Source organism: Kitasatospora sp. MAP5-34 (assembly GCF_029894335.1).
Classification (GTDB): domain Bacteria; phylum Actinomycetota; class Actinomycetes; order Streptomycetales; family Streptomycetaceae; genus Kitasatospora.
This window is the reverse complement of record NZ_JARXZC010000056.1, coordinates 1-21,784: the sequence shown is the minus strand read 5'-3', so window position 1 is coordinate 21,784 and position 21,784 is coordinate 1. Positions and strand designations below refer to the sequence as shown.

18 protein-coding genes, 1 tRNA gene and 1 pseudogene are annotated in these 21,784 nt (G+C 68.8%); 7 read left to right on the top strand and 13 right to left on the bottom strand.

Annotation, left to right across the window (positions count from 1 at the left end):
* Positions 1 to 119: 119 nt before the first annotated feature.
* Positions 120 to 1,097, top strand: a complete 978-nt coding sequence (locus P3T29_RS30290; protein WP_280719885.1) for a LuxR C-terminal-related transcriptional regulator — start codon at positions 120 to 122, stop codon at positions 1,095 to 1,097.
* An 82-nt stretch (positions 1,098 to 1,179) separates the two neighbouring features.
* Here P3T29_RS30290 and P3T29_RS30285 read toward each other — a convergent pair whose 3' ends face one another.
* The 6 genes from P3T29_RS30285 to dnaK form a co-directional block, all read right to left on the bottom strand.
* A complete protein-coding gene (locus tag P3T29_RS30285; RefSeq protein WP_280719884.1) occupies positions 1,180 to 1,800 on the bottom strand; it encodes a hypothetical protein in 621 nt (206 codons plus the stop codon).
* A 656-nt stretch (positions 1,801 to 2,456) separates the two neighbouring features.
* A complete protein-coding gene (locus tag P3T29_RS30280) occupies positions 2,457 to 3,530 on the bottom strand; it encodes a helix-turn-helix domain-containing protein (protein WP_280719883.1) in 1,074 nt (357 codons plus the stop codon).
* A 255-nt stretch (positions 3,531 to 3,785) separates the two neighbouring features.
* A complete protein-coding gene (locus tag P3T29_RS30275) occupies positions 3,786 to 4,295 on the bottom strand; it encodes a helix-turn-helix domain-containing protein (protein WP_280719882.1) in 510 nt (169 codons plus the stop codon).
* 4 nt (positions 4,296 to 4,299) lie between these two features.
* A complete protein-coding gene (gene dnaJ, locus P3T29_RS30270; RefSeq protein WP_280719881.1) occupies positions 4,300 to 5,445 on the bottom strand; it encodes a molecular chaperone DnaJ in 1,146 nt (381 codons plus the stop codon).
* Positions 5,446 to 5,645: 200 nt separating this feature from the next.
* Complete coding sequence (gene grpE / locus P3T29_RS30265) at positions 5,646 to 6,260, bottom strand: nucleotide exchange factor GrpE (RefSeq protein ID WP_280719880.1); 615 nt, start codon at positions 6,258 to 6,260, stop codon at positions 5,646 to 5,648.
* Positions 6,257 to 8,101 (bottom strand): molecular chaperone DnaK, encoded by a 1,845-nt coding sequence (gene dnaK / locus P3T29_RS30260; RefSeq protein ID WP_280719879.1) that lies wholly within the window; start codon positions 8,099 to 8,101, stop codon positions 6,257 to 6,259. The genes grpE and dnaK overlap by 4 nt, the downstream gene beginning before the upstream one ends.
* A 330-nt stretch (positions 8,102 to 8,431) precedes the next feature.
* Between dnaK and P3T29_RS30255 the strand changes: the two genes are divergently transcribed.
* From P3T29_RS30255 to P3T29_RS30235, 5 genes and pseudogenes are all read left to right on the top strand, one after another.
* Positions 8,432 to 10,636, top strand: coding sequence for a (Fe-S)-binding protein (locus P3T29_RS30255; RefSeq protein WP_280719878.1), 2,205 nt, complete (start codon positions 8,432 to 8,434; stop codon positions 10,634 to 10,636).
* 122 nt (positions 10,637 to 10,758) lie between these two features.
* A complete protein-coding gene (locus tag P3T29_RS30250; RefSeq protein ID WP_280719877.1) occupies positions 10,759 to 11,829 on the top strand; it encodes a LamG domain-containing protein in 1,071 nt (356 codons plus the stop codon).
* 314 nt (positions 11,830 to 12,143) lie between these two features.
* A pseudogene (locus P3T29_RS30245) lies at positions 12,144 to 13,217 on the top strand (NDP-sugar synthase); the annotation flags it as partial.
* A gap of 209 nt (positions 13,218 to 13,426) precedes the next feature.
* Complete coding sequence (locus tag P3T29_RS30240; protein ID WP_280719876.1) at positions 13,427 to 14,443, top strand: Yip1 family protein; 1,017 nt, start codon at positions 13,427 to 13,429, stop codon at positions 14,441 to 14,443.
* Positions 14,444 to 14,580: 137 nt separating this feature from the next.
* On the top strand, positions 14,581 to 15,477 hold the full coding sequence (locus P3T29_RS30235; RefSeq protein WP_280719875.1) for a metal-dependent hydrolase: 897 nt from the start codon (positions 14,581 to 14,583) through the stop codon (positions 15,475 to 15,477).
* A 92-nt stretch (positions 15,478 to 15,569) separates the two neighbouring features.
* Here P3T29_RS30235 and dcd read toward each other — a convergent pair whose 3' ends face one another.
* Positions 15,570 to 16,145 (bottom strand): dCTP deaminase, encoded by a 576-nt coding sequence (dcd, locus tag P3T29_RS30230; protein WP_280719874.1) that lies wholly within the window; start codon positions 16,143 to 16,145, stop codon positions 15,570 to 15,572.
* A 138-nt stretch (positions 16,146 to 16,283) separates the two neighbouring features.
* Entirely contained in the window at positions 16,284 to 16,508 is a 225-nt protein-coding gene (locus tag P3T29_RS30225) for a hypothetical protein (protein ID WP_280719873.1), read from the bottom strand.
* A 239-nt stretch (positions 16,509 to 16,747) separates the two neighbouring features.
* On the opposite strand from P3T29_RS30225, the gene P3T29_RS30220 reads away from it, so the two are divergent.
* Positions 16,748 to 16,818 (top strand) — tRNA-Gly (locus tag P3T29_RS30220).
* Positions 16,819 to 17,145: 327 nt separating this feature from the next.
* Here the strand turns inward: P3T29_RS30220 and P3T29_RS30215 are convergent.
* From P3T29_RS30215 to P3T29_RS30195, 5 genes are all read right to left on the bottom strand, one after another.
* Positions 17,146 to 17,886, bottom strand: a complete 741-nt coding sequence (locus P3T29_RS30215) for a hypothetical protein (protein ID WP_280719872.1) — start codon at positions 17,884 to 17,886, stop codon at positions 17,146 to 17,148.
* 55 nt (positions 17,887 to 17,941) lie between these two features.
* Positions 17,942 to 19,090: an ImmA/IrrE family metallo-endopeptidase gene (locus P3T29_RS30210; RefSeq protein ID WP_280719871.1), complete on the bottom strand. Its 1,149-nt coding sequence runs from the start codon at positions 19,088 to 19,090 to the stop codon at positions 17,942 to 17,944.
* Between the two features lie 28 nt (positions 19,091 to 19,118).
* Complete coding sequence (locus P3T29_RS30205) at positions 19,119 to 19,769, bottom strand: hypothetical protein (protein WP_280719870.1); 651 nt, start codon at positions 19,767 to 19,769, stop codon at positions 19,119 to 19,121.
* A 206-nt stretch (positions 19,770 to 19,975) separates the two neighbouring features.
* Positions 19,976 to 20,362 (bottom strand): tyrosine-type recombinase/integrase, encoded by a 387-nt coding sequence (locus P3T29_RS30200; protein WP_280719869.1) that lies wholly within the window; start codon positions 20,360 to 20,362, stop codon positions 19,976 to 19,978.
* 55 nt (positions 20,363 to 20,417) lie between these two features.
* Positions 20,418 to 21,125 (bottom strand): hypothetical protein, encoded by a 708-nt coding sequence (locus P3T29_RS30195; protein ID WP_280719868.1) that lies wholly within the window; start codon positions 21,123 to 21,125, stop codon positions 20,418 to 20,420.
* Positions 21,126 to 21,784 lie beyond the last annotated feature (659 nt).

Sequence of the window (21,784 nt, the reverse complement as noted above, 5' to 3'; positions counted from 1 at the left end):
GAAGCGACTGCAGGTATTCGCAGTTGCGGAAACCTGCAGTCGGCGCTACTTGATCCCCGTTCGTCACACTGCGATGGTGTAGACACGTCAGATCGTGCGGATCGGGGAGGGGGCGCGAAGTGGCTGCGGATCTGCTGACAGGCCGTGACACCAGCCTGCCCGACGAGGCCGCCCGGCAGCTCTACCTCGCCATCCTCGCCCGGGGCGGCCGACTGCCCTTCTACGAGGTCACCCGGGCCGACCACCACTCGATCAGCCAACTCGTCGGCATGGGGCTGCTGCTGGCGAACCAGGTGGACAGCGTCTATACGGTGGTGAGTCCGCGTGGTCTGGTCAGCCAGGTCAGCGCTGAACTCCGTTCCGAGGCCACCCGTCTGCTGCTCCGGGCCGAAGAGCTGCCCGGCACCTTGGACGGCCTCACCAAGGCGTACGACTCGGCGCACCGGCGGGCGGAGCAGGGTGGCGAGGAGACCCGGATCGAGGGTTACCAGAACATCCAGCACCGGATCGTCGAACTCCTCTCCGACTGCCGGGAGGAGGCGCTCGCCGCCCAGCCGGGCCGGCGCCCCGCCGACGTGATGGATCAGGCAGCCAGCCAGGGCATGCCGCTGCTGGAGCGGGGCGGGCGGATCCGGACGCTCTACCAGCCCGTCACGCTCCAGCAGCCCGCCACCGTCCGCTGCGCGGCCGAAGTCACCGCACACGGTGCCCAGGTACGAATCCTGGACGAGCCCTTCGAGCGGATGATGATCTTCGATCGTTCGACCGCCGTGGTGGCCACCGCCGGCGATCACAGTCAGGCCCTCTTCACCACGGAGCCGGCGACGGTCGCCTTCATGGTCGCGGTCTTCCAACGGGACTGGGCCCGGGCGGACGCCGTCCAGTGGGGCGCGCCCGACCCGCAGGGCGACGGGCCGTCCGTCGCCGACCGGGTGAGCCGGCTGCTCGCCACCGGGCTCACCCAACGCGGGGTGGCGAGCAGGCTCGGCCTCAGCGAACGGACGGTGGCGGCACACATCTCGCGACTGCGGGACAGGTACGGCGCTCAGACGCTGTTCCAGCTGGGCTGGCTGATGCGGGGTGGCCGACGTGACTGAGGATGTGACCGAAGTCGTGACCCGACACGTGAGTGAGGGCGTGGCTGGAAATACGACCGAAGACGCGGCGGCATCCTCCGGGTCAGCCGGTGGCGACCTCGGGGGAGTAGTAGCCGTAGGAGGCCGGCGGCTGCTGACGGGGGATCGGGAACTGCTCGCCCGGCGCCGTCCAGAAGCCCTCGCGCAGCGACAGGGCCATGCCGGCCCAGTCGAGCGCGGTCTCCACGGTGTGGTGCAGGGCCTCCTGCGACCAGGTGTCGTCGAAGACCAGCGGCAGCACGGGGGCGACCTGCTCGATGGTGGCTATCAGCGGGTTGTGCGTGATCGCCTCGTCCACCAGCAGCACCACCGGCTTGCGCAGCGCGGAGGCCCAGCCGAGTTCCAGGCTGACGCCGGCCGAGAGCGGCGCCCCGACGTAGGCGAAGACCAGGTCGGCGGTCTGCAGGGCGCGGAAGTCGGACGGAACCCGGGGCTCGGGCGCCCGGCCGGCCACCGACCAGGCGTCGCTGTGGTGAGCGCTGTAGACGGCGGCGCCGCTGCGCAGCAGCGTGGAGCGGAGGGTGGTCAGCCGGGTACGGCTGGCCAGCGTCACCACGCTGTCGGCAGGTCCGGTCAGCCGCATGAGCGGCGCGGCCAGGAACACCCGTGCCCGCCGTCCCTCGGGGGTCTGGACGGCGCGGTTGCGCAGGTAGGGCTCACTCATGTCGACTCCGGGGGATGTGGTGGCCGACTGGGGTGAGTCTGCGGCCCCAGTGGGCGTGCGGTGGTTTCCTGGATGATCGCGTTGAACGGCTGGTTCTGCCGTGCCGGGGGGTACGGAGCACCAGTCCTCACCAGGCAACAGGTGAGTGGTGGAAATGGGTTCCTGAGTCCAGGTACCACTTCGACCGCTTCCGGTTGCAAGGTGATCGTCCAACGCGGCCTGTCCGGCCGTCCACTGGCGCACGGTGTCATCTGGCTGCATGGCAGCGATATGACACGTCTGCCCATAGCGGCAACATCGGGATTCCGCCATGGACATTTCAGCAGTTCGGGTGCGTGTCGTTAACGGATGACGGATGTGCCGTGGGCCACATCGGGCTCGGTCGCCCGCGAAGTCAAGTGCGCCTCATGCTGGGGGGAGTGACACGACGGCACCCGATGAGTCATCATGTGGACCTATTAGTGCGACCATCGCATCGGGGGTTCGGTGTTCGCAGTAGCCTGTCTTGAAAGGAGTGATGTCGTGCTGAAGGCTCGCCGCATCGTTGTCTCTGCGCTCCTCCTGGGCATCGCGATGCTCCTCGGAGCCGGCCCGGCGATGGCGGACTCTCACTGGTCCCTCAACTCGTCGACTGCCGCCGCGGTGGCTCAGGACAGTCACTGGTAGGAGTCCAGCGGATCAAGCGGATCTTTTGGAAGGGCCGGGGCCTCAAGGGGCGTCGGCCCTTCCAGTTGTTCGGCCAGTTTCCAGCCGAGCTGGAACAGCGTCTCCACGCCGTGCTCCTCGCGGAGTTCGGCGATGTGCCGGGCGAGGGTGCGTTCACTCAGCCCGAGTCTGCGGGCGATGGTCCGGTGCCCCACGCCCTGAAGCATCATGCGCACGATCTGCCGTCGCATGCTGGACACCACCTGGCGGGGTATTTCGTGCCCGCCGGTGAATGGGATCGCGCGCTCCCACTGGTTGTCGAACACGCCGATGATGTAACTGAGTACCGCCTCGTCCCGGATGAAAGCGGCGCGGTCCCGGTTGTCCTCGCCACCCACGGTGACGACGGCGACCTTGCGGTCCAGCACGATGAGCTTGGAGAAAGCTTCATCCAGGGTTCTCACCTGGCAGCCTTCCTGTGTCACTTCCTCCACGTACTCGATGGTCGGCGCGGAGTAACGGGCGCTCGGCTGGTAAATCGTCCGTATTGTGCCGCCGCGCTGTACGAACTTCATGTCCCGGTCAATGGCAATCTTCAATGCCTCGGTACCTCGTCCGCCACCGGGTTGGGCGGTCAGCATCTCCTCCGAACAACCCTCGAGAAGAGTGGCCACTTGCTGATTAATCGTCCCTCTGCCCTGGACGTACTCAATTGATCCGCCCGGTTCGGGCTGGGTGATATGAGTCTGGTATTCCTGGCCGAGTACGTGCAGCGAGGAAGAGAGCGCGATCGACCGGAGCAGGAGTTCGGTCGCCTGCAGTTGCATGCCGTTCGACAGGGACTCGGCGAGCTGCCGGGGATCCTTGATGGCGAAAGTCCCCGGCGGGCCGACCTCGGGGTTGAGCAGGCCGAGCTCGAGGAGCTCCTCCAGCGGCCCGCACTGGGCGTCCGAGCCGAGCGCCCGGCCGTCCACGTCGGTGAGTCTGCCCTCCGAGCGCAGGGCGCGCAGGTAGAGCGATTTGGCTTCGGGAGACAGGGCTCCGTCCTCGTCGCCGTCGGCTTCTGGCCTGGCCTCGGCACTCATCTGCGACTCCTCGCCGTTCGCTGGACCGCTGCACCGAGCGGACTGCGCCCGCCCCCACCGGAGATCGTAATCGGCGTGGGTCCGGGCGAAGTTGCCGGTCAACTCGTCATGCGCGGCCTGACCTCTTGCGCTCCCGTGCCGGGCGGACCCCAGGACCGGGCGCACCCCGCAACGGCCGTACCGGATGCACTCTCGCACCGGACGGCTGCCGTCGGTACCCCCCGGGTGGGGGACCGACGGCCCGGGCGGGCGACGCTAGCGCTTGGGGCGCCAGACCACCAGCGCGCTGGACTGCTGGACCTGCTGGTACGGGACCAGGTCGCGGCGGTACGAGGCGTGCACGGCGGCCTCACGCTGCTGGAGCGCGCTGGCCGCGCCCTCCAGCGAGTCGGCCAACTCGCCCACCCGGGACTGGAGCGCGGCGACCTGGTTCTCCAGTTCGATGATCCGCTTGATGCCGGCCAGGTTGATGCCCTCGTCCTGGGAGAGCCGCTGCACCTCGCGGAGCTGCTGGATGTCCCGGGCGGAGTACCGGCGGCCACGGCCCGCCGTGCGGTCCGGGCAGACCAGACCGAGGCGGTCGTACTGACGCAGGGTCTGCGGGTGCAGCCCCGACAGCTCGGCGGCGACCGAGATGACGTAGACCGGTGTCTCCTCGGTCAGCACGTAGTTGACCCGTCCTGCGGGGCCGCTGCCCCTGGTGGGGCGGCGGCCGCCCGGGAGGCCCTCACCGAGGCCGGGGCCGATGGGTTCCTGGTTCATCATCGGGTCACGCTCCCTCCGTCGCCCGGAAGAGGGCGGCTCGCGGGTCGTCCGAGGCGGTGGCCTCGCGGTACTGCTCCAGGGCCGTCAGCGCGTCGCCTTCGACGAGCTTCGGGACCACGACCTCCACAGTGACCAGCAGGTCCCCGCGGGTGCCGTCCTTGCGGGTGGCGCCCTTGCCCCGGGCCCGCAGGGTGAGCCCGTTGGCGCTGCCGGCCGGCAGCTTGAGCTTTACCGGCGGACCGCCGAGCGTCGGCACCTCGATGGTGCCGCCCAACGCCGCTTCGGGGAAGGACACCGGCACGGTGACCGTCAGATTGTCGCCCTTGCGGCCGAAGACCGGGTGCGCGTCGACGTGCACGGTGACGTAGAGATCGCCCGGCTGGCCGCCGCGCTCGCCCTGCGCGCCCTTGCCCTTGAGCCGGATCCGCTGGTCGTGCTGGACCCCGGCCGGGATGCGGACCTGCATGGTGCGGGCCGAGCTGGCCCGGCCGCTGCCGTGGCAGACGGTGCACGGGTCGTCGACCAGCATGCCCCGGCCCTTGCAGTCGCGACAGGGCTCGGAGAGCGCGAAGGCGCCCTGGCCCCGGCTGACGGTGCCCGCGCCCACGCAGGTCGGGCAGACCCGGGGGGTGGTGCCGGCCTTGGCGCCGGTGCCGCTGCAGACCCGGCAGGGGGCCTGGCTGGTCATCCGGAGCGGGACGGTCGCGCCGTCCACCGCCTCCTCGAAGGCGAGCGTCACCTCGGTCTCGACGTCGGCGCCCCGACGCGGCTGGGCCTGCCGGGTGCCCCGGTTGAAGAGGCCGCCGAACACGTCACCGATGCCGCCGCCGCCCCCGCCGGGGGCGCTGTTGAACAGGTCGCCGAAGTCGAAGCTGCCACCGCCGGCCGGGCCACCGGCCCGGTACCCGCCGGCGCCGAAGAGGCTGCGGGCCTCGTCGTACTCCTTGCGGCGCTTGTCGTCCGAGAGGACGTCGTACGCCTCGGAGATGTCCTTGAAGCGGTCCTCCGCCTTGGCGTCACCCTTGTTGGCGTCCGGGTGGAACTCGCGGGCCAGCTTCCGGTACGTCTTCTTGATCTCGGCGGTGGTGGCGTCCTTGGGTACACCGAGGACCTTGTAGTAGTCCTTCTCCACGTAGTCCTTGGCGCTCATGGCTGCCCCAACCTCCCGAAATCTGCCCTAAACGTGTCGCTGCAAATGGCACTGCGTACAGCTGGCACTGCGTGCAAATGACGCTGCGTCCATCTGGCACTGCAGCTGGCACTGCGTCTGGCTGCGTTCTGGCACTGCATACGGCGCTGCGGAGCCGTGCGTCGTACCGGACGACGTACGACTCCGCAGCGCACAGAGTGTCAGCTTTCGGCCGAACCGTCAGCCTTGTCGGCTGCGTCCGGGCCGGGTGTCTCCGCATCCGGGGTACCCGTGGTCTGGGTGCCGGGCTGCGGTTCGGCCACCGCGACCATCGCCGGGCGGATGATCCGCTCGCCGATGCGGTAGCCGGGCTGGAGGATCTGGACACAGGTGTCCTCGGTGACGTCCGAGGAGTAGCTGTGCATCAGCGCCTCGTGCAGCGTCGGGTCGAAGGGCTCGCCCTCCTTGCCGAACTGCTGCAGGCCCAGCTTGGCGACGACCGTCTCCAGGTTGTCGGAGACCGACTTGAAGCCGCCCGTCACCTCGCCGTGCTCACGGGCCCGGCCGATGTCGTCCAGCACCGGGATCAGGGACTCCAGGATGTTGGAGACCGCGATCTCACGGACCGTGAGCCGGTCGCGCTCGACCCGCTTGCGGTAGTTCTGGTACTCGGCCTGGAGGCGCTGCAAGTCGGCCGTACGTTCGGCCAGCTCACGCTGCGCGGCGGCGAGCTCCTCCGAAGCTCCGCCTGCGACCGCCTCTTCGGCGGCCTTCAGGACGGCCTCTTCAGCGGTGGAGTCGTCGCCGGGCTTGTCGCCCTGCGGCTTCTCCGTCATGCCGCACCACCCTTGGGCTTCTCGTCGTCCACGATCTCGGCGTCGACCACGTCGTCCTCGGGCTTGGCGTCGTGCGGGGCGTCACCGGCCGGGGCGGCGCCTGCGGCGTCGGCGTTCGCGTACAGCGCGGTGCCGAGCTTCTGGGCGGTGGTGGACACCTTCTCGGTGGCCTCGCGGATGGCCGCGATGTCCTCGCCCTTCAGCTTCTCCTTGAGCTCGGTGATCGCCGTCTCGACCTCGGTCTTGACGTCCTCGGGGAGCTTGTCGGAGTTGTCCGCGATGAACTTCTCGGTCGAGTAGACCAGCTGCTCGCCCTGGTTCCGGGTCTCCACGGCCTCGCGGCGCTTGTGGTCCTCCTCGGCGTACTGCTCGGCCTCGCGCATCATGCGCTCGATGTCGTCCTTCGGCAGCGCGGAGCCGCCGGTGACGGTCATCCGCTGCTCCTTGCCGGTGCCGAGGTCCTTGGCACCGACGTGCATGATGCCGTTGGCGTCGATGTCGAAGGTGACCTCGATCTGGGGCAGGCCACGGGGGGCCGGCGGCAGGCCGGTCAGCTCGAACATGCCGAGCTTCTTGTTGTACGCCGCGATCTCGCGCTCGCCCTGGTAGACCTGGATCTGCACGGACGGCTGGTTGTCCTCGGCCGTGGTGAAGATCTCGGACCGCTTGGTCGGGATCGTGGTGTTGCGCTCGATCAGCTTGGTCATGATGCCGCCCTTGGTCTCGATACCAAGGGACAGCGGGGTGACGTCGAGGAGCAGGACGTCCTTGACCTCACCCTTCAGGACACCGGCCTGCAGGGCGGCACCGATGGCGACGACCTCGTCCGGGTTGACGCCCTTGTTGGCGTCCTGACCGCCGGTCAGCTCCTTGACGAGCTCGGCGACGGCCGGCATGCGGGTGGAGCCGCCGACCAGGACCACGTGGTCGATCTCGGACAGGTTGATACCCGCGTCCTTGATCACGTTGTGGAACGGGGTCTTGCAGCGCTCCAGCAGGTCTGCGGTGAGCTGCTGGAACTGGGCGCGGGTGAGCTTCTCGTCCAGGTGCAGCGGGCCCTCGGCGGAGGCCGTGATGTAGGGCAGGTTGATCGAGGTCTCGGAGGACGAGGACAGCTCGATCTTCGCCTTCTCAGCGGCCTCGCGGAGGCGCTGGAGGGCCATCTTGTCCTTGGAGAGGTCCACGCCGTGGCCGGAGTGGAAGACCTTCACCAGGTGGTCGACGACCTTCTGGTCCCAGTCGTCACCACCGAGGTGGTTGTCACCGTTGGTGGCCTTCACCTCGACGACGCCGTCACCGATCTCCAGCAGCGACACGTCGAAGGTGCCACCACCGAGGTCGAAGACCAGGATCGTCTGGTCGTCCTTGTCCAGGCCGTAGGCCAGCGCGGCGGCGGTCGGCTCGTTGACGATGCGCAGGACGTTGAGGCCCGCGATCTCACCGGCCTCCTTGGTCGCCTGGCGCTCCGAGTCGGAGAAGTACGCGGGGACGGTGATGACCGCGTCGGTCACCGTCTCGCCCAGGTACGCCTCGGCGTCGCGCTTCAGCTTCTGCAGGATGAAGGCGCTGATCTGCTGGGGGTTGAAGTCCTTGCCGTCCAGGTTGATCTTCCAACCCGTGCCCATGTGGCGCTTGACCGAACGGATCGTCCGGTCGACGTTGGTGACCGCCTGACGCTTGGCGACCTCGCCGACGAGCACCTCGCCGTTCTTGGCGAAGGCGACGACGGACGGCGTGGTCCGGGCGCCCTCGGCGTTCGTGATGACGGTGGGCTCGCCACCTTCGAGAACGCTGACGACCGAGTTCGTCGTACCGAGGTCGATACCGACCGCGCGTGCCATCGTAGATACCTCCACAGAGAAGTTGAGCTTTACAGGCTCAAGCATGCATGACGGCGGCGGTGTCGTCAACAGCTATGAGTCTGGGCCGCGCAACTTTACTGCGCCCTTATGTGTAGGGGTTGCGCGAAGGCCAAGTGGGGGCCGGTTGCGCCGAGCGGGTGAGCATGCCCTAAGTGACTCCCGCCATACCCTGCGCGTCTTCTGGACACGTGTTAACGGGCGGTAATGTCCGCCCCGAGTCGGCTCAGTAAGTTACCGGCGAGTACAATCAGTTGGATCCCTGGTACCCCTTGAATCCCTTGCCACCAGCCCGTAGGAGACGGAGAGCCGATGCAGCTAGCAGCGATCGTCATCTCGCTGGTCACGACTGTGATCGGCATCGCGCTCGCCACCCGTGCGGGCATGTACATCTACCAGGTGGTGAAGACCGGCGCACCGGACGCCACCCGTACGGGTAACCCCGTACAGCGTGTGAAGACGGTGGCCGTCGAGTTCCTCGGTCACACCCGGATGAACACGTGGGGCGTCGTCGGCGTCGCCCACTGGTTCGTCGCGGTCGGCTTCTTCTCCCTGATCCTCACCCTGGTGACGGCCTTCGGCCAGCTCTTCGAGGCGTCGTTCCAGATCCCGCTGATCGGCCGCTGGATGCCGTTCGAGGTCTTCACCGAGCTGGTCGGCACGCTGACCACGCTGGGCATCCTCGTGCTGATGGTGATCCGGGTGCTCAGCCTGCCGGGCCGGGCCGGACGCAAGTCGCGCTTCGCCGGCTCGATCGCCTGGCAGGCCTTCTACGTCGAGTACACGATCCTCGCCATCGGCCTCTGCATCATGATCCTGCGCGGCCTGGAGGGCGCGATCTCCGGGGTCGGCTCGTACGAGGCCGGGTTCCTGATCTCGTACCCGCTGGTGCTGGCCTTCAAGGGCCTGTCGCACAACACGCTGGCCAACCTGATCTACCTGTTCGCGATGCTGAAGATCACGATCTCCTTCGCGTGGGCCACCACCATCGGCATCAACCCGTCGATGGGTGTCGCCTGGCACCGCTTCCTGGCGTTCTTCAACATCTTCTTCAAGCGCGAGGAGAGCGGCGCCGTCGCGCTCGGCGCGCTGCGCCCGATGACCAGCGGCGGCGCCCCGATCGACTTCGAGGACCCGGCGGAGGACGCCGTCTTCGGCGTCTCCCAGGTCGAGCACTTCTCCTGGAAGGGCATCCTCGACTTCTCCACCTGCACCGAGTGCGGCCGCTGCCAGTCGCAGTGCCCCGCCTGGAACACCGGCAAGCCGCTCTCGCCCAAGCTGCTGATCATGAGCCTGCGCGAGCACGCCTTCGCCAAGGCGCCGTACCTGCTCGCGGGCGGTGGCAAGGACGCCGAGGGCAACGAGATCGCCACCCCCGAGCAGCTGGCCGGTGTTCCCGCCGCCGCGCTCGCCGAGGCCGAGCGGCCGCTGATCGGCACCGCCGAGGAGAACGGCGTCATCGACCCGGACGTCCTCTGGTCCTGCACCAGCTGCGGCGCGTGCGTCGAGCAGTGCCCGGTGGACATCGAGCACATCGACCACATCGTCGACATGCGCCGCTACCAGGTGATGATCGAGAGCTCCTTCCCGACCGAGGCCGGGACGATGCTCAAGAACCTGGAGAACAAGGGCAACCCGTGGGGCATGGCCACCAAGGCGCGCCTGGACTGGGTCAAGGAGCTGAAGAAGGAGACCGGCATCGAGGTGCCGGTGATCGGCCAGGACATCGAGCCGGCCGAGGTCGAGTACCTCTACTGGGTCGGCTGCGCCGGCGCCCTCGAGGACCGGGCCAAGAAGACCACCAAGGCCTTCGCGGAGCTGCTGCACACGGCGGGCGTCAAGTTCGCCATCCTCGGCAAGGACGAGACCTGCTCGGGTGACTCCCCGCGCCGCCTGGGCAACGAGTTCCTGTTCCAGATGCTCGGCGCGCAGAACGTCGAGACGCTGAACGCGGCCCTCGAGGACGCGCCGACCAAGCGGATCGTCGCCACCTGCCCGCACTGCTTCAACACCCTCGCCAACGAGTACCCGCAGCTCGGCGGCCACTTCGAGGTGATCCACCACACCCAGCTGCTGCAGCACCTGATCGACGAGGGCAAGCTCATCCCGGTCAACCCGGTCGAGGGTCTGATCACCTACCACGACCCCTGCTACCTGGGCCGTCACAACAAGGTCTACAGCCCGCCGCGCGAGATCATGGACAAGGTCCCCGGTCTGCGCCAGCAGGAGATGCACCGCCACAAGGAGCGCGGCTTCTGCTGCGGCGCCGGTGGCGCGCGGATGTGGATGGAGGAGCGGATCGGCAAGCGCATCAACACCGAGCGGGTGGACGAGGCGCTGTCGCTCAACCCCGACATCGTCTCCACCGCCTGCCCGTTCTGCCTGGTGATGCTCTCCGACTCGGTCAACGGCAAGAAGAACGAGGGCGCGGCCAAGGAGCACCTGAAGGTCGTCGACGTGGCGCAGCTGCTGCTCGACTCGGTCAAGGCGCAGCCGGCGGAGACCGTCGAGGTCTGACGCCGCTCGTCCGTTCGGTCCGCCCCGTCCACCTCCGGTGGGCGGGGCGGACCGCATTTCCGGGGGCCCGGGAGGTTTCCCGGTGATCGTCAACGGAGGGCGATGGCCTAGCATTTCGGCCCATGAACGATGGTGGGGGAATACCGGGTCAGGACGGCATGAACGCGGGTTGGGGCGGGCCGCAGCAGCGGCCCGCGTACCTGCCGCCGGTGAGCAACGTGCCGGTCGGCAACTCGACGGACTGGGAGGCGCTGGCGCTGCGGAACCAGCAGGAGGACCAGCGCCGGCTGCGGCTGAAGATCGGTGGTGGGGTGATCGGCGTGCTGCTCGTCGGCGGCATGGTGGCGGGCGCGCTGGCACTCCAGCAGCCGCGCGGGGGCAGGACGGCGGCGAGCGGCCCGTCCAGGCCGGCGGTGGCGGCCAGCAGTTCGGCGGGCGGGTCGGCGAGCGGCGCGGCGGGCGGCCCGGCGGCCGGCGCCTCACCGCTCGCCGACCCGGGTTCGCCGACAGCGTCGCCCACGGCTTCGCGTCCGGCCGAGGTCGCCGACAGCAGCGGCCGCCACCCGTTGTCGCCCGGCCCCGGCGCGGTGGTCGGGCCGACCGACGGGTACAGCGGCCAGACGCTGGTCCTCAACAGCAGCCCCGACGCCTACGCGGAGAGCAGCTCGGCCCTGGTGGACACCGGCAAGAGCTTCACGGTGTCCGCGATGGTCCGCAACAACGCCCCGACGGGTGGGCGGTCGGTGATCAGCCAGGGCAGCGACAGTTACTACTCCTTCGACCTCGGCCGGGACTACTGGGCCAACCACAACCAGTGGGTCTTCAAGGTGCAGACCGCCGCCGGGGCCCAGGACAACACCACGTACCAGGCGTTCTCCAAGACCCCGGCCACCACCGGCCAGTGGACCCGGCTGACCGGTGTGTACGACGCCTCCGCGAAGAAGATCTCGCTCTACGTCGACGGCCAGCTCGCCCAGAGCATCGCGGTCAAGGGGATCTGGCACACCAGCGGCCCGCTGCAGGTCGGCCGGGTCAGGTACAAGTCCGCCTGGTGCGACGACTGGGACGGCGCGATCTCCGACGTCCAGGTGTGGGGCCAGGCGCTGCCGGCCGCCCGGATCGCGCAGCTGGGGAGCGGTGGCGCGGGCGGTTCCGGCGGGGTGCCGCCGACCGCCGGATGGCTGCTTCCGTAGGCGCTCGGTAGGTGCTCCAGCGGTGCTCTGTCAGCCGTCCGGCGGCTCTGCGGGGACCGTGCCGAGGCCGGTCAGGGCCTCGGCCGCAGTAGCACTAGTGATACTGATCAAGCTGCCACTGGAACGTCTGTGCTTTGGAAGGAAATACAGTAGGCGCTGGACACGCGGTATGCGGGTCCGTCGACGACCGACCGGGAGCAGGGTGCAGCCGCACTCGCTCCCCCGCCGTCCGTCGGCAGTTAGGTCATCGAACGGCGACACCGGCCCCCTGACGGCGGCCCGGACGCACCGGAGCAAGGGGAGAAGCACAGACCATGACCCAGGCAATCATGCTGGTCGGTGGTAAGGGCACACGGCTGCGCCCGCTGACCACCCACACGCCGAAGCCCATGCTCCCCGTCGCCGGTGTGCCGTTCATCGCCCACCAGCTGGCCCGGGCCGCCGCGGCCGGTGTGACGCGGGTGGTCCTGGCCACCTCGTACCTCGCCGAGGTCTTCGAGGACCACTTCAAGGACGGCAGCCCGTACGGCATCGAGCTGGTCTACCTCACCGAGCGCGAGCCGCTCGGCACCGGTGGCGCCATCCGCAACGCCGCCTCCGGGCTCACCTGCGGGCCCGACGAGCCCGTGCTCGTCTTCAACGGCGACATCCTCTCCGGGCTGGACATCGCCGCGCTGCGGGACGGCCACGTCGCCGCCGGGGCCGACGTCACCCTGCACCTCACCCGGGTCGAGGACCCGCGTGCGTTCGGCCTCGTGCCGACCGACGCCGACGGGCGGGTGCTGGAGTTCCTGGAGAAGCCGGAGACCCCCGAGCAGATCATCACGGACCAGATCAACGCCGGGTGCTACGTCTTCACCCGCTCGGTGATCGACCGGATCCCGGCCGGCCGTGAGGTCTCGGTCGAGCGCGAGACCTTCCCCGAGCTGCTCGCCACCGGCGCGCTGCTGCGCGGTGTCGTCGACACCTCGTACTGGCTCGACCTCGGCACCCCCGCCGCCTTCGTCCGGGGCTCCGCCGACCTGGTGCTCGGCAAGGTCGACTCGCCGGCCGTGCCCGGACCGATCGGTGACGCCCTGCTGCTCCCCGGTGCCGAGGTGCACCAGGGCGCGGTGCTCAGCTCGGGCACCGTGGTCTCCGAGGGCGCGGTCGTCGAGGCCGGTGCGATCGTCGAGGGCAGCGTGATCCTGCCCGGCGCGGTGATCGGCGCCGACACCTTCGTCAAGGACTCCATCGTCGGCGCGTTCGCCACCATCGGTGCCCGGACGTCCCTGGACGGCGCGGTGATCGGCGACGGCGCGATCGTCGAGTCCGACAACGAGCTGCCGAACGGCATCCGGATCGCCTGCGGCACCCTGCTGCCCGTCGGCGCGGTCCGCACCACGGCCGGCCCCGGCGGCTGCCCGGCCGGCGAGAGCTCGGCGGTCGTCGTGCACGGGCGTGTCGTCGGCGCCGACCACTGAGGTCCTGAGGCCGGGCTGTGACGGGGTGACGACGGGGCCCTGCCCTGTCGTCACCCCGTCACAGCCCTGCTGCAATCTCTCCACGGTCCCCGATCGACCGACGCCTGGTCAGCTGGACCCGGTACCGTCGATGCGTGGCTGGCAACGGATACGACAACGGGCAGGGCGCCACCGACCCCCGGCAGGGGTGGTCGGGTGTGCCCGGTGGCGCACGCGGCGGGGCGGCGGGCGGTGCGGTGGGCGGTGGCCGTGGCGGCCGGGCCGCGCGTGGCGGTGGCGGTGCGGGGGAACCCGGGTACTTCGCGGCACCGGGTGTGGTGCCGGGGCCGGCGTCGGGTGTGGGGCCGGGTGTGGGGCCGGGTGTGGGGCCGACCTCGCCGCAGGACCCGTACGCGGCCGACCAGCCCGGTAGCACCCGGGCGTTCACGGTGGGTGCCGGAACGCCGTACGGGGATCCCTACGGGGAGCAGCAGTACGAGGAACGGTACGAGGAACGGTACGACCCGTACGCACAGGAGTACCCCCCGCACGCTGCGCAGCAGTACCCCACGCAGGACAACGTCGGCGTCTACCGGGCCGGTGGGCAGTCCGCCCCGCACGTCTCCGGGCCCCGGCTGCACTGGAAGGCGCTGCTGACGGGGATCTACCGGGACCCGACCCGTACCTTCGACCGGATGCGGGACCACCAGCTCTGGCTGCCCGCGCTCACCGTCTCGCTGGTCTACGGCGTACTGGCGGTACTGGGCATCGGCTCGACCCACAACGAGGTGGTCAACTCCACCTTCTCCATCGCCCTCTGGGCGATCGCGGGCGCGGCGATCGCCTTCACCCTCGCTGGGGCGATGCTGGGCGGGGTGACGTACGGGCTCGCGCGGCAGCTCGGCGGGGACGGGCCGTGGCAGTCGACGGTCGGTCTGGCCGTGCTGATCGGCTGGACGACGGATGTGCCGAGGCTGCTGTTCGCGCTCTTCCTGCCGGCCGGCAACGTGGTGGTGCAGGTGCTGGGGTGGGCCAGCTGGCTGTTCTGCGCGGTCCTGCTGACCATGATGGTGCGTCGGGTGCACGATCTCCCCTGGGGCAAGGCGGCCGGTGCGGCGGCGCTGCAACTGCTCGCCCTGCTGGTGCTGATCAAGCTGCCGACGCTGGGGTGAGGCGTTGCGGCGAGAGGTCGGGGCGGGACGCCGGGGTGAACGGGTGGGGTGAACGGGTGTTCCAGCGGGGTTGACTAGGGTGGAGACCGTCCCGCCCTCTCTTCCCGCCCCTCTGCACGGAGCCACGGAGCCACCGGATGACCCTCCTCCCCACCACCCACGTCAGCTTCCCCGCCGGGGCGGTGACCGGCGAGTCGCCGGTGCTCGCCGTCCACCCGCTGGCCGACGGCCGGTACGCCGTGGTCACCGGGGCGACGCCGTTCCACCCGCTCGACCACACCTGGCCCGACCAGCCCGCCGACCTCGGCTCGCTCACCGTGGCGGGCGTCGGGTACCCCGTGGTGGACTGCGTGACCGGCGCGGTCGGTCCGGCCGACCCCACCGTGCTGGTCGGTGCGGACATCCCGGTGCGGCGGGGTGACGAGGAGTGGTCCTGGCTGGTGCTGCACGTGCTGGCCGCCGCGCCCGCTGACGACGTGGTCGGCCAGGTCGCCGAACTGCGCGTCGACGCCGAACGGCGCGGGCTGCTCTCCGCCTCGCACAGCGGCTGCCACCTGCTCGCCCTCGCCCTGAACGCCGCCCTCGCGCCGCGCTGGCGGAAGGACCCGGGCCGCGCCGACGCCTTCGGCAACCCCGACTTCGACAGCCTCGCGATGGCCTCCTCCGTGATGGACACCGAGGCCAGCACGGACGTCTATCGCCTCGGCAAGTCGCTTCGGAAGAAGGGCTTCACGGTCGAGGCGACCGAGGACTTTCCGGCCCTCGCGGACGCCCTGCCCGCCCTCACCGACGCCGTCAACACCCAACTCGCCGCTTGGGTCGCGGCGGACGCCCCGGTCCGGATCGAGGTGCCCGGCCCCGAGCTGACCGCCCGCCGCCAGTGGCACTGCGAACTCCCGGCCGGGCCCGCCGAGATCGCCTGCGGCGGTACCCACCTCCACCGCCTGGGTGAACTCGCCGAGCTGCGTACGGAGTTGCTGCTCACAGCGGACGGCAGCGAGCTGACCGCCGTCACCCGCCCGAAGCGCGCCTGACCCCTTTTCGGGGGCGTACGCCGAAGGGGCGACCGGAGCTGGTGTCCGGTCGCCCCTTCTTCTGGGTTACTGCGGTCTCGGTTACCGCGGTCTCATACCTGGGTGCGGTGGAAGTTCAGGTGTGAACGCGAAGCCGTCGGGCCACGCTGGCCCTGGTAGCGGGAGCCGTACCGCTCGGAGCCGTACGGGTGCTCGGACGGCGACGAGAGCCGGAACAGGCAGAGCTGGCCGATCTTCATACCGGGGTAGAGCTTGATCGGCAGAGTGGCGACGTTCGACAGTTCCAGCGTGACGTGCCCGCTGAAACCGGGATCGATGAAACCGGCGGTGGAGTGCGTCAGCAGCCCGAGCCGCCCGAGGCTGGACTTCCCCTCCAGCCGGGACGCCACATCGTCGGGAAGCGAGATCACCTCGTACGTGGAGGCGAGCACGAACTCGCCCGGGTGCAGGATGAACGCCTCGTCGCCCTCCGGCTCGACCAGCCGAGTGAGCTCGGGCTGGTCCTCGGAGGGGTCGATGAACGGGTACTTGTGGTTCTCGAACACCCGGAAGAAACGATCCAGCCGGACGTCGATGCTTGAGGGCTGGACCATCGAAGGGTCGAACGGGTCGATGACGACCCGGCCCTTGTCGATCTCGGTTCGGATGTCCTTATCAGAGAGCAGCACCCTTCGAGGTTACGTGCACCGATGGGCCCCGGACGAATCCACCCGGAGCCCGCCTCGGCTCGCCGCTGCCCGCAGCCCCTGTTCACAGCCCCTGCTCAGGGGCTCGGACCGGGGCTCGGGCAGGGCTCACGCCAGGGCTCAGGCCAGGAACTCCGCTGCCTCCAGCCGAAGCGCACGTGCCAGCTGTGGCGCGGACAACTCGCCCACATCAGCCGGCACCGAACTGCGCAACCGCCCACACCTCGGACACCGGATCAACCTGCCGGGCCCCAGCCGCCCGGCACCGAGATTCTGCATCGGGAACGTAGTGGTGCTGAACAGGTGCCCCTCGGCACAACGAACGACGGTGCGCTGCTGCTCCATCGATGCCCTTCCCATCCCTCGACCCGTACCCATGAAGTCCGACCGCCGCCCGAAACCAACGAGCGAACGGGGCTCAACACCCCAGGACAGCGTCACATTAGGGGATCTTCCGGACACCCCTCCCGCAGACTCGCCGACCCACCCCGTCGGCCCTGCGGCACCCTCCCTGCACGGGCATGGACAGGCCGACACATGCGGTAGAGTGGGCGAAGATCGAGCGGTCACTGACGGCTCGTCACGCGGGCGTAGTTTAATGGTAGAACATGAGCTTCCCAAGCTTATAGCGCGAGTTCGATTCTCGTCGCCCGCTCAGAGGTAAAGCCCCAGGTCAACGACCTGGGGCTTTCTTGTTGTCTGGACCAATAGTGGGTCGTCGTGCCAGATTCGTGCCAGATGGGTCCTGGCGTGGCGTTAGGTTCGGTCAAATTTGGTCACCGTCGGCGCCTCCTCGGGCGAATGGGCGGCGATCGTCTCATATGGCGAGATCAACTTTTAGTGATCCGTGTCACATGTCTGTGCCCCCTTGGGGTGACCTGCATCGCACGAGGGCGGTCGTCGACGCTTGGCGGCCAGCCCCACCGACTTGTAGGTGTCTCACAACTCGCTCGTTTGGTGGGGCTGCTGGGGGAGTCCGCCGTCAACCGGCGTCGCCGAGGGCGTCAGCGAGGCGGAAGTCCTGGTCGGAGGAGAGCCGGAAGCGGGCCGCGCGCGGGCTGTAGGTGCCGCCGCAGTGCAGGACCTGGCTGGTGCCGGAAATGGCCCCGCCGCTGAGTGGGGAGCCGGCCCCTTCGTGATACCAGGTCTCGCCATCCCAGAAAGGGTGGTCGAGCAGAGCCTCCGCGAGGCTGGCCCTGGCCTCTGGGGGAGTGCCGATGGTGGCGAGGGCGGCGGCGATGATGACGGTGGCGTCCGTCGGCATGTCCGCGTCGCCGAGGATGGGCAGCAGGAGGAGCAGGCGGGCGTGTGGGTCGGTGATCCCCGGTCCGTCGCCGGGATGCCGTGCGATGTAGGCCAGTTCGCGCCAGGCGAGGCCGGGACCGGAAAAGTGACCCTCGATACTGGCGAGCGGAGCTGTACGGTCCCAGTCGGGGTGGGCCAGGTAGTAGTCGATCCCCGCGTCCTCAGGGAAGTTGCGGTAGACGATCAGGATGGTGTGGCCGTGCCGCATCGGCAGCCGGAGGACGGGCCAGGCAGCCGGGTCGGAGAGCCGCTCGTAAGCCGCATCGGCGTCCGCGCCGTCAGCGCCGAATAGCGCGGGCTCGGGATCGAAGTCCTCGCCCTCCGCGAGCCACAGCAAATACGCGGCCCAGAAGCCGGGTAGGGCCGGCAGCTTCTCGCCGGCGGTCAGCGGGTCATCCTCATATCCGGGGATCAGCACAGGAGCATGCTGCCACCAGGCACCGACACGGCATTTGGCGATGGCTGCGTCGGAGTCAGGACACCACGGTCAACTGTGGGCGCGCCGAAGTCGCAGTCGACTGCCGCCCGCCGGTCTGCGCGGTGACCACGAGACCGAAGATCAGGTCGTTGAGGTCGGCAGGCCGTAGATGAAGGTCGCGAGCGATGTCGGAGGGGCGGATCCCCTCGGAACGCAGTGCGCTGAAGACCTTGCCGAGCACTTGCGAGGTCTCTCGCTGCACGCCCCCCGGCTCCGCCTTGCGATAGCCGAGGCGGCTCAGCTCGACGCAATGTGTGCGGTACTGCCACTCGGTTGAGAGACCCAGTTCGTGAAGGCGGTGAGCCAAGGCCATGGCCGCAACTCGCCAATGCCGCTTGGCTTGAAGGATCCACGAGGTAGCGGGGTTCTGCGGGGCGCGGGCGACCACATCGGCGCTCGGCATCAGCAGCGCAGCAGCGAACCGGTGGGCCTCCGCTTCAGCGGCAGGCCCATGCGGCATCTGCTCTTCCCCATGAAGGACCAGGTGTCCGAGTTCGTGAGCGGCGTCGAAGCGTCCACGCTCGCCCGTCTTGGCGGTGTTGAGCAGCACGAAGGGTGTCCCTCTGTCCCAGAAGGAGAAGGCGTCGACCTCCGCGCAGTCGCGTGATAGCGAGAACGCGCGTACTCCGTGGGCCTCAAGGAGGTGGAGCATGTTCGGGATCGGCGCGTTCCCGAGCCCCCATCGTGCTCGTACGAGCTCGGCTGCGTGCTCGGCGGGAGGTTCGGCGCCCGTGTCTTCGCCCGGCAAGGGGATCTGCTCGTCAGTAGAGCGGCAGCGACTGAAGGACGTAAGCGACGGCACATCGGGGGCGGGCAGTCGGAAGCGCTGCGCGACCCAGTCCTGCAGTGTCCGGGCGAGGCGCCCGTTGCTGAGCGCGATTTCTCGCTGAGAGGCTGTCATCTTGCTCAGGGCTCGGAAGCTCGCGACGTCCGCAGTCAGTTCGGCGATCTCGTCGGCGAAGAAGAACGACTCGGGGAACTCCAGGGCCGCTGCCAGGGCCGTCAGCGATGCCGGGCTCGGCGTGGCCTTGCCGCTCTCGAAGTCGGTAAGCCGTCGGGTCGTGAGGCCGGCAAGCTGCGACAGGCGAGTAACGGTCAGCCCCCGGCGCTTACGCGCCAGGGTGAGCCGTGAGGCGGTGATCATGATGGGCCCTGAGTTTCGGGTCGGTTGGTCAGCCGAGACGTTCAATGGGGATGTCGATGCCGTCGTCTGGCCCGACATCGTCGACGAAGGGCGTGAAGCCCTCGAAGTCAATCCAGGGCAGGATAATCCGCTCGTGCCAGCTGTCGATCTTGCCGTGGCTGCCTGTGTCGTTCGGTAGTGACAGTTCGGAGTGGAGCCGGACGCCCTGGTCCGTGGTGATGTGGTGGTAGAGCAGGAACCAGGTGGGCATTCCCTCCGCAGAATCCTGTGCCTCGTCGTCCGGTTCATAGTCGGAGAAGAGCAGTAGCTGCCGGTTCGTTTCGACCCGGCGGGCAACCGCCGTTCCCTTGGAGTAGCGCGTGGTTGGGTTGAGGGCCGCGACGCCGGTCTCGCGACTGCCGCTCGACACCGCCACCGCGAACTCGCCGGATGGCGCGACCAGCAGCGGTACGTTGCGTGGATTCGACACGCCCCACCCCTGCTTGCGGTACGTCTCCCGCATGAAGCGCACTGTCCGGCCCCAGAAGATGTTTCCGGGGAGCGCAACCGGGTCCAGCGGCGTGCAGAAGTTGCGTTCGGCCTCCGCCCGCCTCATCGCGTCGTGGATCCCCACTACTGAGAGGCCCAGTTCCGCGAGTCGATCCCGAGCCCGATCGTCCTGTGCATGTACAACGGCCACGCCGCCCACCTCCGCACTGCATCGACTTCCGGAAATGCTCCCTCATTTGAGGTTAAAAATCAAGAAGTGTCGCTGCTGGAGAGGCCGAGGTCCCGGGCGCACGAGCACGTCTGGGACCTCCCGATGGGAGCGGAGCCCGTCAGTGCTCCCGTCCGCGTTGCGCCCCGTCGGCCACTTCCGCACTCGGAGTGCTGTCCGCAGAGGGGCTACGGCGTCGGGAGCGGTGTCGACAACGCGGCGCTGATGGCGTTGGAGATCTTGGTCTGCTGTTCGGCGGTGGCGTGCTGGTAGATCAGTGTGGCGCGGACGGAGGAGTGGCCCATGTGTGCCATCAGGTCCTTGAGGCTGGCGCCGGTGCCGGCGGCGAGGACGTTGCCGGTGTGGCGGAGGTCGTAGAAGCGGAAGCCGTCCGTGTCGTGCTTCGTGTGGGCCTTGCGCCACTTGCGGCCGAAGGTCGAGCGGCGGAACGGGGCTCCGCGCTCGCCGATGAACAACAGGCCGTCGTCCTCCTTCGCGGCGTACCAGCGCAGGTGCAGCTCGAAGTCCGGGACGATCTCGGATGTAGGTTCAGCCGAGTTCGTTCTCGGCCCCATGGGCGCTGTTTGCCGCCAGCCTCCGCCCAGGGGGTGGCGGGCGGCTCGAAGTCAGTCAGGGAAGCAGGGCATTCAGCTGCCGCTCGTAGTCCTCGCGATTAGTGCGCTGGAAGCAGCGCCGGAGCAGTTCGACGGCGAGCCGTGCCGCTTCCGAGGCGGGATCAGCCCTGGTGGTGCTGGGGTCGGCGGGCCATTTCTGCAGGTCGCTGTACAGCTCGACCTCTGACAGGGGTGACTGGCTGCGCGTTGCGGGGCCGAGGTCGACAACGTCCGGCAGCCCTGTGGCGGAATTCGAGGCGATCCACAGGCCCAACTCGCCTTCCTCGAATGGGCCGGTGGGCAGAAGGTCGTTGGCGGCCTTCCATGTGAGCGGCACCGCGGCCATGGCGTCGACCAGGAGGTCGCGCAGCTCGATGAGGGTCAGGATGCGATCGTTGGGCAGCTGGAGCTGGAGATCGACCGTTGCCATGATGGCGGGCAGGGGCCGGGGGCTGGCGGATGTGGAACTGAAGCCGGTGCGGATCGTCACGCTTGTGCTGTAGCCACAGGCCGTGACGTCGTTGGCGTCGCCGATGTTGAAGGTGTCCACTTCGCGCCCTGCACCACCGACATGCTCCCACTCCAGCGTGGATGCCAAGTTCCACGGGGTGCTGGCGACCAGCGCCTTGAGCGTTCTGGACGGATCGTGCGCGCCGAGCAGCCGACGCAGCAGAGTGCGTCGCGCGGCTTCGCCCAGATTTGAGGTGGCCTCCCCGGTGTTCAAGAGTTCTCCTGGGCGTACTACGCAGACGCGTACGAAGATGGTCGGACGCGACGGTTCGCCGGTGCCTAGCAGGTGGCGAGGAGAGTGCATCTGGACCTGGCTGCGACGCTGCATTGTTGGCTCGAACACGCTTAGCGGAGTCGGCGGCGCCTGAGTCTGGGCACTCTGGTGCGCGTACAGAAAGGTGAGCACTGGAGCCGGCACAGTCAAAGAGAGCGTGCGTGCACTCCGAGCGGGTTCCGGCGCTACAGCCTGTTGAACGGCAGCGTGGGCTCCAGGGAAGTGCTGCTCGATGGCGGCGATCCATGCAGACGCAGGCAGTATCCGGCGAAGGTGCCGGTAGCCCTCGCGATCCAGCAGACTCACCAACAGGTCGTCGTATAGGCCAGGCAGGTGGGTTGCGAGAAGCAGGACCAGGAGTGATTGGCTCGAGGCGAGTGCGGCGGACAAGTGCGTGCGAGCCTCCTCCGGGTCGCCGTAGCGCCTCCACACGGCGAAGATCTGCACCGTCCCGGCGCCGTTGCCAAATGCCGAGGTTGGTGGCATCTGAGCCCAATGAGCAATGAAGCGTCGCCATCTTCGAACGTGCTGGTCAGAGGGGCTGGTGTGACTGTTCTCCGGGGTGCTCGTGCTGGCCGTGGGCGGGAGTCTGCGGCCTT

What these genes read in the sequence shown, in the direction of transcription:
- P3T29_RS30285 (WP_280719884.1), bottom strand. Translation starts at nt 1,800, where the DNA reads ATGAGTGAGCCCTACCTGCGCAACCGCGCCGTCCAGACCCCCGAGGGA.
- P3T29_RS30280 (WP_280719883.1), bottom strand. Translation starts at nt 3,530, where the DNA reads ATGAGTGCCGAGGCCAGGCCAGAAGCCGACGGCGACGAGGACGGAGCC.
- P3T29_RS30275 (WP_280719882.1), bottom strand. Translation starts at nt 4,295, where the DNA reads ATGATGAACCAGGAACCCATCGGCCCCGGCCTCGGTGAGGGCCTCCCG.
- dnaJ (WP_280719881.1), bottom strand. Translation starts at nt 5,445, where the DNA reads ATGAGCGCCAAGGACTACGTGGAGAAGGACTACTACAAGGTCCTCGGT.
- grpE (WP_280719880.1), bottom strand. Translation starts at nt 6,260, where the DNA reads ATGACGGAGAAGCCGCAGGGCGACAAGCCCGGCGACGACTCCACCGCT.
- dnaK (WP_280719879.1), bottom strand. Translation starts at nt 8,101, where the DNA reads ATGGCACGCGCGGTCGGTATCGACCTCGGTACGACGAACTCGGTCGTC.
- P3T29_RS30255 (WP_280719878.1), top strand. Translation starts at nt 8,432, where the DNA reads ATGCAGCTAGCAGCGATCGTCATCTCGCTGGTCACGACTGTGATCGGC.
- P3T29_RS30250 (WP_280719877.1), top strand. Translation starts at nt 10,759, where the DNA reads ATGAACGATGGTGGGGGAATACCGGGTCAGGACGGCATGAACGCGGGT.
- P3T29_RS30235 (WP_280719875.1), top strand. Translation starts at nt 14,581, where the DNA reads ATGACCCTCCTCCCCACCACCCACGTCAGCTTCCCCGCCGGGGCGGTG.
- P3T29_RS30225 (WP_280719873.1), bottom strand. Translation starts at nt 16,508, where the DNA reads ATGGAGCAGCAGCGCACCGTCGTTCGTTGTGCCGAGGGGCACCTGTTC.
- P3T29_RS30210 (WP_280719871.1), bottom strand. Translation starts at nt 19,090, where the DNA reads ATGATCACCGCCTCACGGCTCACCCTGGCGCGTAAGCGCCGGGGGCTG.
- P3T29_RS30200 (WP_280719869.1), bottom strand. Translation starts at nt 20,362, where the DNA reads ATGGGGCCGAGAACGAACTCGGCTGAACCTACATCCGAGATCGTCCCG.